The 16,623-nt window shown below is 33.5% G+C and carries 9 protein-coding genes; 6 read left to right on the top strand and 3 right to left on the bottom strand.

Annotated features, from left to right (window positions below):
• Nucleotides 1–5 precede the first annotated feature (5 nt).
• Entirely contained in the window at nucleotides 6–917 is a 912-nt protein-coding gene (locus AAGD50_RS02980) for an Rpn family recombination-promoting nuclease/putative transposase (protein WP_285534741.1), read from the top strand.
• Here AAGD50_RS02980 and AAGD50_RS02985 read toward each other — a convergent pair.
• Complete coding sequence (locus tag AAGD50_RS02985) at nucleotides 909–6,551, bottom strand: hypothetical protein (RefSeq protein ID WP_341810112.1); 5,643 nt, start codon at nucleotides 6,549–6,551, stop codon at nucleotides 909–911. The genes AAGD50_RS02980 and AAGD50_RS02985 overlap by 9 nt on opposite strands.
• 687 nt (nucleotides 6,552–7,238) lie before the next feature.
• Between AAGD50_RS02985 and AAGD50_RS02990 the strand changes: the two genes are divergently transcribed.
• The 5 genes from AAGD50_RS02990 to AAGD50_RS03010 all read left to right on the top strand — a co-directional run bounded on the left by AAGD50_RS02990 (nucleotide 7,239) and on the right by AAGD50_RS03010 (nucleotide 14,660).
• Entirely contained in the window at nucleotides 7,239–8,666 is a 1,428-nt protein-coding gene (locus AAGD50_RS02990; protein ID WP_341810113.1) for an ankyrin repeat domain-containing protein, read from the top strand.
• Between the two features lie 62 nt (nucleotides 8,667–8,728).
• Entirely contained in the window at nucleotides 8,729–9,331 is a 603-nt protein-coding gene (locus AAGD50_RS02995; RefSeq protein WP_341810114.1) for an ankyrin repeat domain-containing protein, read from the top strand.
• 25 nt (nucleotides 9,332–9,356) lie between these two features.
• Nucleotides 9,357–11,171 carry an ankyrin repeat domain-containing protein gene (locus AAGD50_RS03000; RefSeq protein WP_341810115.1) on the top strand — a complete coding sequence of 605 codons (1,815 nt, stop codon included), beginning with the start codon at nucleotides 9,357–9,359 and terminating at the stop codon, nucleotides 11,169–11,171.
• Between the two features lie 125 nt (nucleotides 11,172–11,296).
• On the top strand, nucleotides 11,297–12,625 hold the full coding sequence (locus AAGD50_RS03005; RefSeq protein WP_155969615.1) for an IS4-like element ISWosp9 family transposase: 1,329 nt from the start codon (nucleotides 11,297–11,299) through the stop codon (nucleotides 12,623–12,625).
• A 688-nt stretch (nucleotides 12,626–13,313) separates the two neighbouring features.
• Entirely contained in the window at nucleotides 13,314–14,660 is a 1,347-nt protein-coding gene (locus AAGD50_RS03010) for an IS110 family transposase (protein WP_174515809.1), read from the top strand.
• On the opposite strand, the gene AAGD50_RS03015 is transcribed toward AAGD50_RS03010, so the two are convergent.
• Together AAGD50_RS03015 and AAGD50_RS03020 are read right to left on the bottom strand one after the other, a co-directional pair.
• Nucleotides 14,626–15,366, bottom strand: coding sequence for a hypothetical protein (locus AAGD50_RS03015; protein WP_341810116.1), 741 nt, complete (start codon nucleotides 15,364–15,366; stop codon nucleotides 14,626–14,628). The two genes, AAGD50_RS03010 and AAGD50_RS03015, sit on opposite strands and share 35 nt — an antisense overlap.
• On the bottom strand, nucleotides 15,332–16,564 hold the full coding sequence (locus tag AAGD50_RS03020) for a hypothetical protein (RefSeq protein ID WP_230609158.1): 1,233 nt from the start codon (nucleotides 16,562–16,564) through the stop codon (nucleotides 15,332–15,334). Before AAGD50_RS03020 ends, AAGD50_RS03015 begins: the two co-directional genes overlap by 35 nt.
• Between the last annotated feature and the right edge of the window lie 59 nt (nucleotides 16,565–16,623).

The following is a 16,623-nucleotide window of genomic DNA, read 5'->3' on the forward strand; positions in this document are numbered from 1 at the left end:
TTATCATGGCTTTTTCTAAATTTCTTGATGCACGCAATGATTATGCCTTCAAAAGAATATTTGGCACCGAGAAGAATAAAGATATCCTCATTCATTTCTTGAACGATATTTTAGGCTTTACTGGCTTGGCTGCTATTCACGATGTTGAATTCTTAGCTACCATTTTGGATCCTGAGATTGCCGCTAAAAAGCAGAGTATTGTCGATGTTCTTTGTAAAGACTCTCAAGGTTCAAGATATATTATAGAAATGCAGTTCACTAAGACCAAGGGCTTCGAAAAACGTGCTCAATACTATGCTGCTAAAGCCTACTCAAGTCAAGCAGATCAAGGTGATAATTATCATAATCTCAAGGAAATTATCTTCATAGCTGTTGCTGATTGTATTATTTTTCCAGATAAGGCTGAGTACAAATCTAATCATGTCATTTTAGATCAAAATAGCTTTGAACATGACTTAAAGGATTTTTACTTCGTATTCATAGAACTACCAAAATTTACAAAGACAAAAGAAGATCAACTAGAAAATATAGTAGAAAAATGGTGTTATTTTTTTCGATATGCAGCAGAAACAAACGAAGAAGACCTAGATAAAATAGTTGGCAGTGACGTAATAATAAAACGAGCATATGAGGAGATGAATAAGTTTAATTGGTCGGAAGAAGAATTACTAGCATATGAGCAAAGAAAAAAACGTTTAATGGATGAGGTAGCTGCTTTCGCTCAAAAATTTGATGAGGGTGTTAAGGTTGGGGAAGAAAGAGGCATCCTAATCGGACATGAAAAAGGCAGAGAAGAGAGGAATATTGAAGTCGCAAAAAACCTACTTAAAGCTGGTGTTTCCATTGATATCATCTCACAAACGACCGGTCTCCCTCAAGCTGAAATTGCACAACTCAAGGAAGAAATATCACAGTGATCTTTGTAGCTGCTTGTCCACTGTTGGATCATTTAAATAAGTTTGAGGTTCATTGCCTGCTTTTTCTGACAACTGACTTTTTGACCAACTAAGAGAAACAGCAGCAAGTATAGAATTAATTGTTCCTTTAACCAACTGTTCTAATAAAGGCTTGCGTGTTTGCTCTGCTTTTTCAACTTCACGTTTTGAACCTATGAAAGGAATTACTTTGGTTACTTCTTCTACATTTTTGCTATTTTTCAAGCTATTAAGATATTCTCTAGCTGTCATGCTCACTTCTTTTCCATCTAGATGATCTTGGAATTTTTTGCTGCTTAACTTCATATCAGCACTGATAAGTACCGGTACGCTACCTTCCACATTAATTTTAGTTCCAAAGTCATATAACTGTACTCTGGATATCTCTTGACCATTAATCTTGATAAGACCAAGCTCCTTATCCTGTTCTGCTAGAAGGTGACGCTCTGTTTTTATTTCTTTTGTCAGAACTTGCTTATCTTCATCAGGTAGTTGATTATTAGCTCTAGCAACATCAAAGTGTTCAACAAGAAAACCTTTTTCTTCTACTTTATAGCCAGCAGATTTTATTCCTTTTTCTACAACCTTCATAAGCTGATCAACGCTTTTTACCCCAGAAACAAACGCTGCGTTGCTGTCAAAATAAGCATAGTTATCACCTGTTCTATAAATGGCAACTACGTGATTGCTTGTTACTAAATGAATAGCGAAGTCACCTTTAATTCCAGCTATATAACTTGATAAACTGCCGAGTGTTTTATAGCTCTGAGCATGAATTAAACTTGAAGGTAGACTATTTGTAGCAGAATCTAGCTGTCTTTCAAAGCTACTAAGTAATTTACTGAAAGCAAAAACTTCTCCTTCTTCCCTTTTAGATATTTGCTTACCCTGTGCTATACGCTCATAAATTTCAGCCGAAGTTTCTAAATTACTTAAAAATGATTTGTCACTCTGTAATAATAGAGCTTGAGATAAGCTACGTGTAATTGCAGTACACTTACCATCAATCTTAACTCCACGCTCCTCAAAAGAAGGCAAATAAAGCCCTTGTTTCACTGGTTGAATAGATGACGCAAACTTTGATAAGCGAAGTTGTTGCTTCTTGTTATGGTGTACTGACTGTATTTGTTTTGGGGATAAATCCCTTGAGCTACAAGAGCTTCCTGCTACTGTGTCTAAAATTTTATCATCTTGTCCGTTCTTACTTCGGTTAGTGATACCCTTCCGGGTTTTTCTCTTAATTTTAGAATCGCTTTGTTGTAAACTATCTAAGCTTTGTTCTTGCTCCTTCATACTGAATGAGCTACTCGGGTTAAGAATTGCTTTGGTTGTTTTGCTTCCTTTTATCTCACTAACGTTTTGTTCATTTAAGAAAGTAGGAGAAACTTTTCTAACTTTTTTATATAATATATCATGTATCTTATTCGATGGGTTATCTTTGATAAGATTATTTAAATAATTTGTTTTGTTTCCTGCCTTATCAAAACAAAGATCATGCAATTTTTCAAAGGTAGGACAAATATTAAGTCCTACTCTATCCAATATCTTAGATAAATTTTTCGGCGTAAAGAGTTTTTTTTCGGCTAAGAAGTGATTTAAATAATTTTCTTTATTAAAACAAGATTTATGAAAATTTCTTAAAATAGAAGAGGCATTATTTCCTGCCATGGATAATATATTGGATAAATTACTTGGCTTAAAACCTACCTTATAGAAATCATCTAAAAACTGTGTTTTGTTTCCTATTTCATCAAAGCAAACATCATGAAAATCTTTTAAAGTAGAACAAATATTAGCTTTTGCTCCGTGCAATATCTCAGATAAATTACTTATCGTAAGACCTTTCTTCTCATTTATGAAATGATTTAAATACTTTTTTGTCTCTCCTATAAAACAAAAATCATGAAATTTTTCTAAACTATCTGCTGCTCCACTCAATATACTGCATAAATCACCCAGTCTGAAACCTGCATTATAGAAATCATCTAAAAGTTCTGTTCTTTCTCCTTTGTCGTTAAAACAAACACTATGAAATCTCTTTAAAATAGAAGAAGCACGAGCTCCTGCTCCACATAATATACAGGATAAGTTACTTGGCTCAAAACCTGCATTATAGAAATCATCTAAAAGCCCTGTTCTTTCTCCTTTGTCGTTAAAACAAACACTATGCAATTTTTCAAAAGCATCTTTAGCATTTGCTCCTGCCCCATTTAAAATACCGGATAAGTTATGCGACGTAAAACCTTCTTTTCTATCCTTGCTCTCGATAAAATGCTTTAAATGCCGTGTTTTATTTCCTTGCTCATCAAAAAAAGTATTACACAGTTCTTTAAAAGCTTTTGCAGCATTAGATCCTACCCCATGCAAAATACTAGACATGTTAGTTAAATTTATCCCTTCTCCTTCTAGAGTTTTTAAATATTGTGTTTTACTTCCTTCTTCATCAAACCAAAGATCATATAAGTCTTTAAAAGCTTTTGAAGCATTAGATCCTGCTCCACTTAAAATACTGGATATATTAGATAGATTTATTCCTTCTTTTTCTAGAGTTTTTAAATATTGTGTTTTCTTTCCTTCTGCATCAAACCAAAGGTCATACAAGTCTTTAAAAGCTTTTGCTGCATTAGCTCCTGCTTTACCTAAAATACTGGATATATTAGTCAGATTTACTCCCTCTTTTTCTAGAGCTTTTAAATATTGAGGTTTATTTCCTTGCTTATCAAACCAAAGGTCATATAAATCTTCAAAAGCTTTGGTAGCACTAGCCCCTGCTCCACTTAAAATACTGGATATATTAGATAGATTTATTCCTTCTTTTTCTAGAGTTTTTAAATATTGCTTTCTGTTTCCTTCTGCATCAAACCAAAGATCATATAAGTCTTTAAAAGCTTTTGCTGCATTAGCTCCTGTTCTACCTAAAATACTGGATACATTAGACAGACTTACTCCTTCTTTTTCTAGAGTTTTTAAATGTTGTTTTTTGTTTCCTTGCTCATCAAACCAAAGGTTATATAAGTCTTTAAAAGCTTTTGCTGCATTAGCTCCTGCCCCACCTAAAATACCAGATAAATTAGATAGATTTATTCCTTCTTTTTCTAGAGTTTTTAAATATTGTGTTTTCTTTCCTTGCTCATCAAACCAAAGGTTATATAAGTCTTTAAAAGCTTTTGCTGCATTAGCTCCTGCTCTACTTAAAATACCTGACGTGTTAGGTAGGCTTATCCCGTTTTCTTCTAAAGTTTTTAAACATTGTTTTCTGCTTCCTTCTGTATCAAACCAAAAGTCATATAAGTCTTTAAAAGCTTTTGCTGCATTAGCTCCTGCTCCATGCAAAATACTGGATATATTAGATAGATTTATTCCTTCTTTTTCTAGAGTTTTTAAATATTGCTTTTTATTTCCTTCTGCATCAAACCAAAGGTCATACAAGTCTTTAAAATCTTTAGGAGCACTGGACCCTGCTCTACTTAAAATACTGGATATATTAGCTAAATTTGTCCCTTCTTTTTCTAAAGTTTTTAAATATTGTGTTTTCTTTCCTTGCTCATCAAACCAAAGGTTATATAAGTCTTTAAAAGCTTTTGCTGCATTAGCTCCTGCTCTACTTAAAATACTAGACATATTAGTTAAATTTACTCCTTCCCTTTTCAGAACCTCTAGACATTTTTTTCCTTCTCCTTTAATTAAAAAATCTAAGAATCGATCAAACCTTGGTGTCTCTTCCCTACCGGCAACACTTTTAGCAAATTTAATTTCCTCATTAATGTCTTTATTTTGAATCTCCTGATAACTAGATCTATTGTTTTTTATATCTTCGTAAAGCTCTTTTATTTTTCTTTCTGTAATAGAAACAAGTTCATGAGATTCTAACCAACGTAACACTATTTCATGTAATTCTTCATAACTATATGGAACATTAGACTTACCTATCTCATCGCTAATAACGCCACTCAATTCTTCCTTATTAGGTTGGTTAACCGCAAATATTAGTCTATCTAAAAATTTCTCTTTTATTTCTCTTTCGCTCTCATTAGAAAGTCCTCCATCTTCTTTCTTTTTCTGCAAAGAAGGCGGAAGTTTCAATAGATTTAAAAGTTTTTCTCTTGTTGTTTCCTCCCGTGCAAATCGATAAAGACTATTCTCATCTATACACGAATAATCTCTTAAAGCTTTGTATCTTTTCTTTTGAATATCTATACTATCAAATTTTAAAGGATAAAAATCTTTAGATTGCCCTTTTTTTAACTTCTTTTCTTCTGTAAGGTCTGGATCTGCATTAGTATAGATAATAAAATATTTTATATCCTTATCCTTTTCTAATTCTTCAATAAAAAGAGCAAAATGCTTATTAATAGAAAATGTATTATTTTTTTCCTGTTGTCTAGAAGGAAATAATTGACTATAACCAATACTACTATTTGTATTATAAGCCTTTACGTAAGTAATTTTATCTTTATAATGAACAATAATGTCATTATATATATCATGGCTTTCAGAATTTATGGAGGATATGTTTTTATGCAAAAACATGTCATGCAAAAAGAGCATCAATAAATTGAACTCATATATAATCCCAGGCCCAAGTTTCTTATACTTTTCTGAAGCTGTGAGATCACGTAATATTTCTTCCTGTAGTGCTATATAATCGTATTGAACTTTACTATTTTTTTCTATTTCACTTTTAATAATGCTGTTCAATTCTTCTCTATTAGGCTGATTTACTGCAAATACTAATCTATCTAAAAATTTTTCTTTTACTTTTTCCTGAGAAAATTTTCCTTCTTTCATTACTTTTTGTGCAGCAGATGAAAATTCTAGTCGCTTTAAAAGTTCCTCTCTTGTTGTTTTATCTTGCGAAAATTGATAAAAACCACGCCCTTGCGTATTATCATTTGTAAATAAAAAGTCTTTTAAAATGCCATATTCTTCTATACTTATGCTATCAAATTTCAAAGGATAAAAATTCCTAGATCGCCCTTTCTTTAATTCCTTTTCTTCTGTAAGATCCAAGCCTGAATTGGTATAGATAACAAGATACTCTATATTATCTAATGAGCTATCTAACTTAGAGGTCAGATGTTTAACAAAACTATCAAAGTAGCTATTAATAGAAAAACTTTGTTTTCCTTTAGTAAATAGCTTAGCATAATTAATATCATTATCTGTATAATATTTGTCTACATTTTTAATTCTTATATGAATAGACTTCTCTTCATAACGAAGGGCAATATCATTGAATTTATCAATTTCAGAATCTTCAAACGCTAATGACAATAAAGGATATTTATGTTCATATGTAGACTTTCTAAGTGAGCACAGCACTGACAAGTCTAATTGATACATAAGTTCAATCAAATGATGAGGAATGTATTGCTTAGTTTGACAAGTATTATCCAATTCATCCTGTCCAGGTCTATCCTGTAAATCACTAGGAAATTCTGAATCTTCATTACTAGTAACATTTACATCCATGCGCGCCCTTTTTGGTGCTTTATTATCTTTATCCGTAACAGAACGCCCACGTTTTCTACCAGTTTCACTATTTCCCTTACCAGGACTTTTTGAACGACGACTTTGTTTATGTGAGGAATTTTCAATATTTTGTAATGGTAACATAAAAACCTCTTATTATCGCTGGTCGCATAGTAATACCAATATTCGTTATTGGGAACACAAATGAGGCAAGTTATAAATTTGCTTAACTTCGCAATTATAAGCAAAAACACCTCTTTTTCATGTGTTTCATTACTAACGGGACTTAGTATAACCATAAAAATCAGCAAAGCAAAGTTATTTTTTTATGACTAAATAAAATTATTTTAATTGGTATATATTTTCATGCTTTTTATCACTAAATTAATAATATGGTTTTACTTTTACCTAATTAACAAGCAAGCGTGAGAACTAGTTTTTTTGGGATGCATTGGTCTACCAAGTGTACCGTTCGAACTTTTCTTTATAGTGATTCTACTATATCCTAAAACCAGCTATATTAGCCTACTTTTACTACATTTACATACGAACTAACTTACCTAACTTTGTTGCAAAGATTGCAAGTTCCTATTTTCATAACCCTACTTTTACGTAGCTTGTTCTCACAAAGATACGATCTTTTTGGGATCTTTGAAGAAGTAAATAATTGAAATCTTTGTAATACTTGGTTGCAATGTTTTTTAGAGACAAAAGGTATTTTCCTATATCTGAATACAATAAATTTGTAATTCTGAAAAAAATATAAAACTATTGCTAATTATAATAATTGTGTAATAATTAAAACATAAGTTTTTAAGTTAAGGTAGTGTCGTGGGTAATCAATTGGAAGAAGTATCTAGTCCAATAAATATTCAAGCAGATTTAGAAGAGAACAGTATGGTTGATGGAATAGAAAAGCGGTCAAAAGAACAAGGTTTTTATGCAACACAGACCATACCAATTTATCAAGTTAATCAAAATATTACGTATTCATATTTAGCTACGCTCGATAGTCACTTAAAAAAAGATGAGCATTGTGTACACGAAAGTAATATACATACTGACTTACTTAATTTTGCTTTTCATGGTCACTTAGAGAAAGTTCAAGATCTATTAAACAAAGGAGCTAGCGTTGAGACAGAAGACAACGATGGTAACACGCCTTTGCATATTGCTGCTGAAATGTGTCACTTAGACGTAGTTCAATTTCTGTTAAAAAAAGGAGCTACTGTTGAGATACGAGGTTATCAAGACTGCACTGCTTTGCATTGTGCTGCTATAGGTGGGCACTTAGAAATATTTCAATTTCTGTTAGACAGAGGTGCTAGCGTTAATGTGGGAGAAGGCATTGAACCCATTGCTTTGCAATGTGCTGTTAAAGGGGGAAACTTGAAAATAGTTCAGTTTTTATTGGGCCAAATGAATAATGCTGACATACGAAAGAATAGTTTCAAATGTGTCTTGCATATTGCTGCTCGAAAGGGTTACTTAGAAATCGTTAAAGCTCTATTAGACAAAGGTACTGATATTAATGCAACAAACTATGACGGCGATACTGCTTTAAATGAAGCTGCTGGATGTGGTCGTTTGGAAGTAGTTCAATTTTTGTTAGACAAAGGAGCTAGTTTTGAAGCACGAAACGAAGAAGGATGCACTGCTTTGCATATTGCTTGTGAGGTGGGCTGTTTAGGCATAGTTAAAGCTCTGTTAGAAAAGGGATCTGATGTTAATGTAGTAAGCGAAAAAAATGGCGATACTCCATTACATGAATCTGCTAGAATGAATTGCTACAATATAGTTGAATATCTTGTAGAGGAAGAAAAGGCTACTATTGATGTAAAAAACTTGAGAGGTGAGACTCCTTCCGATTTGGCAGATTCTAATGGTTACAAAGATATAGTTAAGTATCTTAGTCTTCGAGTAAGGGAGTGTCCCAAAACCTCGGGAAGTCTGGCTGACGATAAAAATGTGATACAGTATCAAAAAGTGACAGAAAATAAACACCTAACTATAACTAATAGAGCAATAAAGACCAGTTTCTGTGTAGGCATAATGACCATGTTGACAAGTGTAGCTATTGGATGTATTGCTATTCATCTTAGTTTATCAATATCAGCTACTGCTGCATTGATTGTTGGGGCCATTGCTGGTGGCATTACATATGCAGTATTAAAGCCTAGTAGTAGGCTAAATGAATGTGAAGTGAATAGGCAAAGCTTACCTCAAATGCCTAAGGACGAATGTTGCATGTCATATTAGTTCTTGCATTTTATGTCATGCGTGTGAAAATGGTGTGTAGTATTTTTAACCGAGGTGGAGTTATGGAATTGAATAAATTGCAGGAAGCATTAACTTCTGCTAACGCTGATGTTGGTTTAAGTAAGAGTAATGTAGTTAGTAAAATAGAAGAGAGATCAAAACAAGTAGATCCAGGTACATTCTGCCAATTACATCTTGCTGTTTTAAAAAACAATAAACAAATGGTAGAAGCCCTTATAAAAGGAGGAGCTGATGTTAACACAATTGATGCGTACAGTCGTGATCCATTATATTATGCTATCTTGCAAGGGAACACAAGAATGGTAGAGATCCTAATAAAAAATGGAGCAAGTGTTAATAAGAAGTATAATGACGGAAGCACTCCTCTACATCATGCTGTCTTGAGCCAAAAAATAAAAATAGTAGAGTATCTTATAAACAATGGAGCTGATGTTAATGCGTTAGATGAAAAACGGCGCACTCCATTATACTTAGCTGGACGAAGTACACAAATGGTCTCGATTCTCATGAAGAAGGGAGCATTCCCTTTACTGGAAAACAGAGATATTGAATTTTTAAAGGATCTAGTTAAACGCATCAAAGATGATGATACAGAGTATTTAAAGGAGGTAAAGGTGGAACAGAAGGAGGGGCGGGTAAGATGATAAGTATGAGTCAATTAAATACTCGTTGCTGCTTAGTGATAACAGCTCTTTGACCTCTATTATTAAAAGGGAAAAATTCAAAAATTTAATATCTGATTGGTCTTTCAACGTACCTGATTTAAAAGATAACCAAAAAAATTTGAATAAGGCACTGTTAAATCTTCTTACAGACTTTCCATTTTGTGACATTACAAGGTTTGAGGACTTTTTACACGATAACAAAGGTGATGATCTAAAAGCTGTTCTCAATCTTCAAAGGGGAGAATCCAAATTGACAATACTACATGTAATACAAGGTATGGAGTATTTAGCAGTGGAAAAAGACATAGGTTGTGCAGTTAGTGCATTTATGACTTTACTTTTAAAATCTGGTGCTGATCCTAACATAGTTAACAGTGAAGGGCAAACACCTTTGCACTATGCTGCTTATTATAATACTTTAAATATACCTTTGCTTCTGAAAAAAGGAGCACGTGGTCAAACTGACAGACAAGGAAAAACTCCTCTAGACATTGTAATTATTAACAAAAAACCTTTTGAAGTGAATCTTTTAGAACAGATCTTTTTAACTCAGGAGCAATTGGAAGCAAAAAATGATTTAGAAGGTATTTGTGGTCATAGCTTTAACACTAATCGACTAAGAAAGTTTTTCAATCAGCACAAAGGAAATGAAGGTCTTAAAGAGATTCTCAATCTTCGTGATTGCGAAGGAAAGTCTCGAGTTTTTCAAAAGATTAGGGAGGCTTGTTATGGTAATGAAACTCATTTCAAAGAAGCAAAAAAGTTGCTGCTAGAAGCAGGAGCGATTGATTACGAAGAGTGGAAGGACAAAAAACGTTTGCCTAAGCTTAGAACTCTATGGGATGATTTAATATTAGATCAGTCGGAAAAGTTGAAAATATTTTTGGGTAGGGTAAATAAATCCAAAGATATAGATGAGTTAAAACGCGTTGTAAACGAAGCTATAGAACTTGGGGTAAGGCTGAACTTTCCTAACCAGGGTAGTATATACGGAAAGGTATATGAAAAGGAATATAGTTTTACAGATTTTGTGATAAGAAAGATTAGTGAATTAAGAAAGAGTTCCGAAGGTTCAAGGAATATAGAGGTTGCTAGTGGTATAGTATGTCAATTGATATCAAAAGGGGCAATTTTGTACAACATAAGCAGTATATATGTAATTGACGAACTGGAAGAGTTTGAAAGCCACAAAGCTAATATGAAAAACGCTTATGCAGATTATGAGAATCGTGCTTTAGATTTCATAACAATCGTTCAAAGCGCAACAAGTGGTAAGGTAAGAGACGTAAAAATCGACAACTCTACTCTCTGTCTTGAATATTCACAGGATAGTAAAGTAGATGTTGCAAAGATTACAAATGGAGCAAGGGGTTTAGGTATCACTCAGGAAGGTGTACAATACGGAAGAAATATAATAAAGATAGGTAAGAGTGAGGTAGAAATTATAACGGAAAACGCTATAAGGAATTATGTAGGCCTAGCAGATGGTAGTAATATAGTATTGACTTTCGATACTGGCTTGGGAGAGTTGGAAGTGAGATTATACCCTGATAAGCAAAATCTAATAAAGGTAGAAGTAGAAGATCAAGAAAAGTGGAAAAAATTACAGAATTGTGAGGAACGAATAGGGGAAAAATGTTTGCTTGGTGGGTGTTCAGTACGTGATGCTATTGAACGAGGTTTTTTTACTAGATCTGGAGAGTTGATTCGTTCTGAAACAATTAGTCAATCTGATGCAACAAAAGTGGGCCCTTGGGCAAAGCGCGAAAAAATGAGAAAAGCTTCAAGTCTTGAAGAAACAGTAGGCCGTTCTCTATAATGAAGTGAGGGAGTGTTAAATAAACCATACGCGTCAAGTTAAGGAAAAGTGTAAGTAAAGTTGATAGAGTGAAGGAAAATAATAAGGTATAAATTCTCTTGGATATATGAATGAGAGAACTTACAATGGACAGAATAGCTTGCTTATCAAAAGACCTCAATGAATTCTTTAATGAAAAAGCAGACGAAATATCAATTGCAGTAGGTTTTATAAAAAGAAAGAGAAAACTTAATGGCTCATCATTCATAAAAGCTATGGTTTTTGGTAACATAGGAGTTGATGATTGCAGCATAGAAACAATGTGCCAATTGCTAAATGAAGACTCGATAGAAATTACAAAACAGGGTTTAGATTTTAGGTTTAGTGAAGAAGCAGTTGAGTTCATGAAAAAAATGTATAACGAAGCTTTGTGTTTATTTAAAAAAAGTCTACAGATTGATTGCAAAATTTTACAGCAATTTGGAAGCGTTAAATTATTGGATAGCAGCTACATTAGCCTGCCCAGTAGCATGGAAGATATGTACAAAGGATATGGCAGTAGCTATAGAGATTGTGAGAATAATACCAAATCAGGAATAAAGCTACAGTTAGTCTTTGATTACCTGAATCAAGCGCTAGATAAGTTAAATTTTATGGAAGGAATAAGGTCGGATCAAGGTTATAGGGATTATCTGAACGGTTTATCAGCCAATGATTTGCTAATATTTGACTTGGGCTACTTTGTGCCTAGTTCTTTTAAACAGATTGATGAAGCAGGTGCATATTTTGTTAGTCGTTATAAGTCTGATACCAATATATATGATATAGAAACAAATCAAAAAATAGAGCTATTGGAGTATTTAGAAGGTCAATTATCTTCAGAAAAAGAAGTATTATTAGGAAAGGAAGTAAAAATTAAGGTAAGAATTATATGTCAAAAGCTAACTGAAGAACAGTCTATGGCTAGAAGAAGAAAGGCTAATAAATTAGCAAAGTCACATGGATATACATCTTCTCAAAAGAATCAAAAGTTATTAGATTGGTCAATATTTATAACTAATGTTCCAGAGAGTAAAATTAATGCTGAACAAATATTGACGGTTTATAGAGTAAGATGGCAAATCGAATTACTATTTAAACTATATAAAAGTCATATCAATCTTGATAAACTAAAAGGAAAGACAAATCCATTTAGAGTATTGTGCGAGCTATACGCAAAATTATGTGCTATTCTCGTATTTCACGAAATGGTTGGCTGTGTAAAACTAAAAAAGAACACGGAGCTCAGTTTAACAAAAGCATTTATTGAATTGAAAAGGCGGGTTAGAGAGCTCTTTTTGATATTAAACAATATTGTCAATAATTTAAAAATTTTTCTAAAAAAGCTTACTATAATCTGGTCAAAGTTTTCTTTGAAAGACAGATATAGGAAGACCAGGGTATCTACTTTAAGCTCTCTACATTCCTTAACTTGACGCGTATGGTTTATTTAACACTCCCCCACTGGACATTAGGTTTGGGACAAAAGGCTGAATAATGGGAGCTGTGTGAGTCGAGAGGGTGCGCCGTGGTACGCATTAAGAAATACTTAGCGGAGCTAAGCGGGGTTCAGAATAAATGGCCTCGAGGTGAACAACTAACTTTAACCCGAAAGGGAAGGAGGACAAGAGCATGTATGTAAAGCGAGAGTTATCTGAAGATGTGTAAGGTAACGGCTTGCAACACCTGATCAATATGGTTAAAGCTAAACTGCTTGAATTCTAATCTTCAGGGGTGGGATTTCACATCCATGGGTATCACATTTAAAACCCCATGTCTACAGTAAGCACAAATTAAACTTTCGTTTGTGTGACATTCTGGCTGTAGAACGATAAGTAGTGAACTTATTTAAGAGCGTCGAACAAGAAAAAAATCTTGTTAAACCGGAAAGAAACTATTTCTTCACTTCCATAGCAATTTTTATATATAATTTATCAAGAAGTACTTCTGCAGTTATAACCGACTGATCAATGGTGCTTAAGTGCCCGTTTAGGAGCGTGGTTTTGGAGGAACGGTTAAACCACTGATGGAGTCTATTATGACTACCTCGATTAGAAGATTGTATAATCTAACCGTCCCAAGCTTAAGTGCTTCTCCATTATAAGTTATAGTAGGATAATTACCATGATAAAGGCAAAAAGTAAACTAGAAATAGTGAATCCTGATACAGCAGGAATTGATATCGGCTCAGCTGTACATTATGTATGTGTACCTGAAGGAAGAGATGAACAACGTGTCAAAAAATTTGGATGCTTTACAGTTGATCTTCATAACTTAGCAGGGTGGTTAAAGAAATGTAAAGTTAGAACAGTAGCTATGGAATCAACAGGAGTATATTGGATTCCTTTGTTTCAAATACTTGAGTCATATGGATTTGAGGTAAAATTGGTAAATGCACGATATATTAAGAACGTGCCTGGTAGAAAATCCGACGTTCAAGACTGTCAATGGTTACAACAATTACACAGCTATGGATTACTCCATGGGTCGTTTAGACCTGATGATCAAATGTGTGTGTTGCGTAATTACGTTAGGCAACGTAGCAACCTGATTGAAAGTGCATCCACACATATTCTACGTATGCAAAAAGCGTTAATTCAAATGAACGTTCAATTACACAAAGTCATAAGTGATATTACTGGAGTGACCGGTATGCAAATTATCAAAGCAATAATTGAAGGTGAAAGGAATCCTGAAAAATTATCAGAATTGAGAGATGTACGGATAAGAAATGATAGATCTACCATGGCAAAAGCGCTAAAAGGCGACTACAGAAAGGAACTCTTATTTGTGTTAAAGCAAGAATTTGAATTGTATAATATTTATCAGGAAAAAATAGCAGAATGCGACAAAAGCATCGAACAATATTACAAAACATTTGAAACAAAATCTGACGAGAATAAGCGATGCAGCAAAATAAAGAATAGGTTTTCAAAAAACAGACCAGACTTTCCTTTACACGAAGAACTGTATAGAGTAACCGGTATTGATTTTACTAAAGTTCCTGGGCTTGATGTGCTAACTATACAAACAATTATCTCAGAAGTTGGTTTGAACCACGATAAATGGCCATCAGAGAAGCACTTTACTTCTTGGTTGGGGCTAAGTCCTGCTAATAAAGTTACAGGGGAAAAAGTATTTGGGACGAGAACTCGCAAAGTTATTGCTCGTGCTGCAAATGCTTTTAGGATGGCTGCCCAGTGTGTGTCAAGAAGCAACAGTGGGATTGGTGCATATTGCAGAAGGTTAAAAAAACGACTAGGAGCACCGAAAGCGATTACCGCTACGGCTAGGAAATTGGCGTGCATTTTTTATAGTATGCTAAAGTATGGACAGGAATATGTAGAGAAGGGCATTGATTACTATGAAAAGTTATATAAGGAAAAAATAGTGAAGACTCTAAGCAAGAAAGCTAGTGAATTTGGTTATGTCTTGATTAAAAAAGAGCTACTAGCAGAAAGAGTTTCTTAGAAGGTTCAATTAGATTAAGTGCAGTATGTAAGATTTGCATTGAAGTATTTGGTATGAACTCTAGTACTCCTCTTTGTGCTGCTTCTTGGAATACTTCAATTAAAGTCTTATGCTGAAAGAAAAGGTCAACCATTTTTACTGTGGGCAAATCAAGAGGTATGTTTGATGGATTTTTTCTTAGTATTATTAATACAGTTGGATTAGCTTTAAGCTTATCTATCGTTAAGAATGTTGGATTGGTGCAAAAATCAAGTATGATTAAACTTACAATCTTACCTTGTCCACCAACATGATAAACTCCACTTTCCACTTTTTGCCACATAAAATTTGTATCACTTAGCTGACCTTCAAACCAATTCATAAATTTCTCTGGGTTTAAATATGCAGATAAGCGGTGAAATCTTTGCTTCTTGTAGGTATTAGGTAAAATATCACGGTTGCAGTTTTCACAAATTATATTATCGCATGCTTCGTTAAAGTCCTCATCAATGAAAATCTCATTGTTACAGTATGGATCAACTATATTTGGCCAATCTAATTTATCTTGTCTACGAGAGCAGATAATGTAAGACCTCTCTTGCATCTTAATTAATTCAAGATCTGACAAATACCTTGCTGCTTTGATGTAATTTTGATTTGGATTAACCCAAGAGCTGCCAGAATTAAGAAGATCAGAGATTTGCTCTTGGCAAGATTGTAAGACCATAAAATTGTTTTATGTATGCTTTAAAATCCTCTCTTTCCCTTTTATTCAGAGGATGTTCAGAGTAGTAAATTGCTATATACTCATCACTTCGCTTGAAAAATAAGCCTATCTTTTTGCCTTGAAATATTACTTTAATCGACTCTATCAATGGCACTATGTCTCCTACAAATGGCTTTAAAACATGCAATTCCGGTGCAATAGGATCATATGGAGCAACAGTCAAAGTGATATTAGTATAGCTGTAATTGAAACGATTTGACTGAAACTTTAACTCAAAAACACGAATATTTGAATCAGATTCATTAATACAAGTTTCTATAAATTTATGCACCTGTTCCGCAAAGTTTTTATCCTGCACATCTACAAAAATACATTCGCAGCCAAAGTAACAACTTGCAATGCTATTTGCTATTTCTATAGCTTGATCGATATTTCTAGCACCAAGATCTACCTGAGTGCCATTTAGTAGAAAATCCAAAATCATCCACTCTGCCTTATGGCCATGAATAACTTTGTTTGAATTTAACAACAAATCTATATCGCTAGCTTTTCGTATTAACACATATAAACGATTCTGATGATAGAAGAAACCTTGTAGTTGATTCTCGAAACTGTCATTTCTCTTAATGTTATCTTCTTTCAGTATTTGTTGTATGATTTCCTCTGAGATAAAGTCCTTAAATGGAGTACTTGGTCGTCTTGGTATTTTTTGTAAGGCAAAAGACATGAAACTCTTTCTTTGTATTTTTTCAAAGTGATAGACAGACTTTAAAAGATTGTAATCTGCATGAAACAGTAGAAACAGCAAAGACTTCTTATCATATTTATTATTATTTTTTACAAGGTAGGATTTCATGAGTTCCGTAGTTAATGCAGATCTTGCAATTTCACTGACAGTAACTTCTAGTTTTGCACGGTCAAAACAGGTAATCAAGTAGTAAGTAACGAGAGAATCGGAATAATTAGCAATCACTTTACGTTTGTATTGTACAGATGTATTATCGTAACTTTCGTCATCAAAGAGTTGAGCATTTAATTTATCTTTAAAGGAGTTTTGAAAAATAATATTTAATTGCTTACCAGAAAGTGAATCTATCCAAGACTGACGTATTTTTGTATTGTGAAAACGATCAAGCAAATGGTTAACAGGGACTTCTAAATCATCTTCCCAAAATTTACGATTTGGATAAATGTTCATAAGAAACTAACCACAGCATAATAGACTATTTAAATAGTTAAGATAGAAATCTGAAAGCC

The sequence above is a fragment of the Wolbachia endosymbiont (group A) of Apotomis capreana genome, assembly GCF_964027025.1.
In the GTDB taxonomy this organism is placed as follows: domain Bacteria; phylum Pseudomonadota; class Alphaproteobacteria; order Rickettsiales; family Anaplasmataceae; genus Wolbachia; species Wolbachia pipientis.

Bases quoted from the DNA above. Each gene is read 5' to 3' on its own strand.
- AAGD50_RS02980 (WP_285534741.1), top strand. From the start codon at position 6: ATGGCTTTTTCTAAATTTCTTGATGCACGCAATGATTATGCCTTCAAA.
- AAGD50_RS02985 (WP_341810112.1), bottom strand. From the start codon at position 6,551: ATGTTACCATTACAAAATATTGAAAATTCCTCACATAAACAAAGTCGT.
- AAGD50_RS02995 (WP_341810114.1), top strand. From the start codon at position 8,729: ATGGAATTGAATAAATTGCAGGAAGCATTAACTTCTGCTAACGCTGAT.
- AAGD50_RS03005 (WP_155969615.1), top strand. From the start codon at position 11,297: ATGGACAGAATAGCTTGCTTATCAAAAGACCTCAATGAATTCTTTAAT.
- AAGD50_RS03010 (WP_174515809.1), top strand. From the start codon at position 13,314: ATGATAAAGGCAAAAAGTAAACTAGAAATAGTGAATCCTGATACAGCA.
- AAGD50_RS03015 (WP_341810116.1), bottom strand. From the start codon at position 15,366: ATGGTCTTACAATCTTGCCAAGAGCAAATCTCTGATCTTCTTAATTCT.
- AAGD50_RS03020 (WP_230609158.1), bottom strand. From the start codon at position 16,564: ATGAACATTTATCCAAATCGTAAATTTTGGGAAGATGATTTAGAAGTC.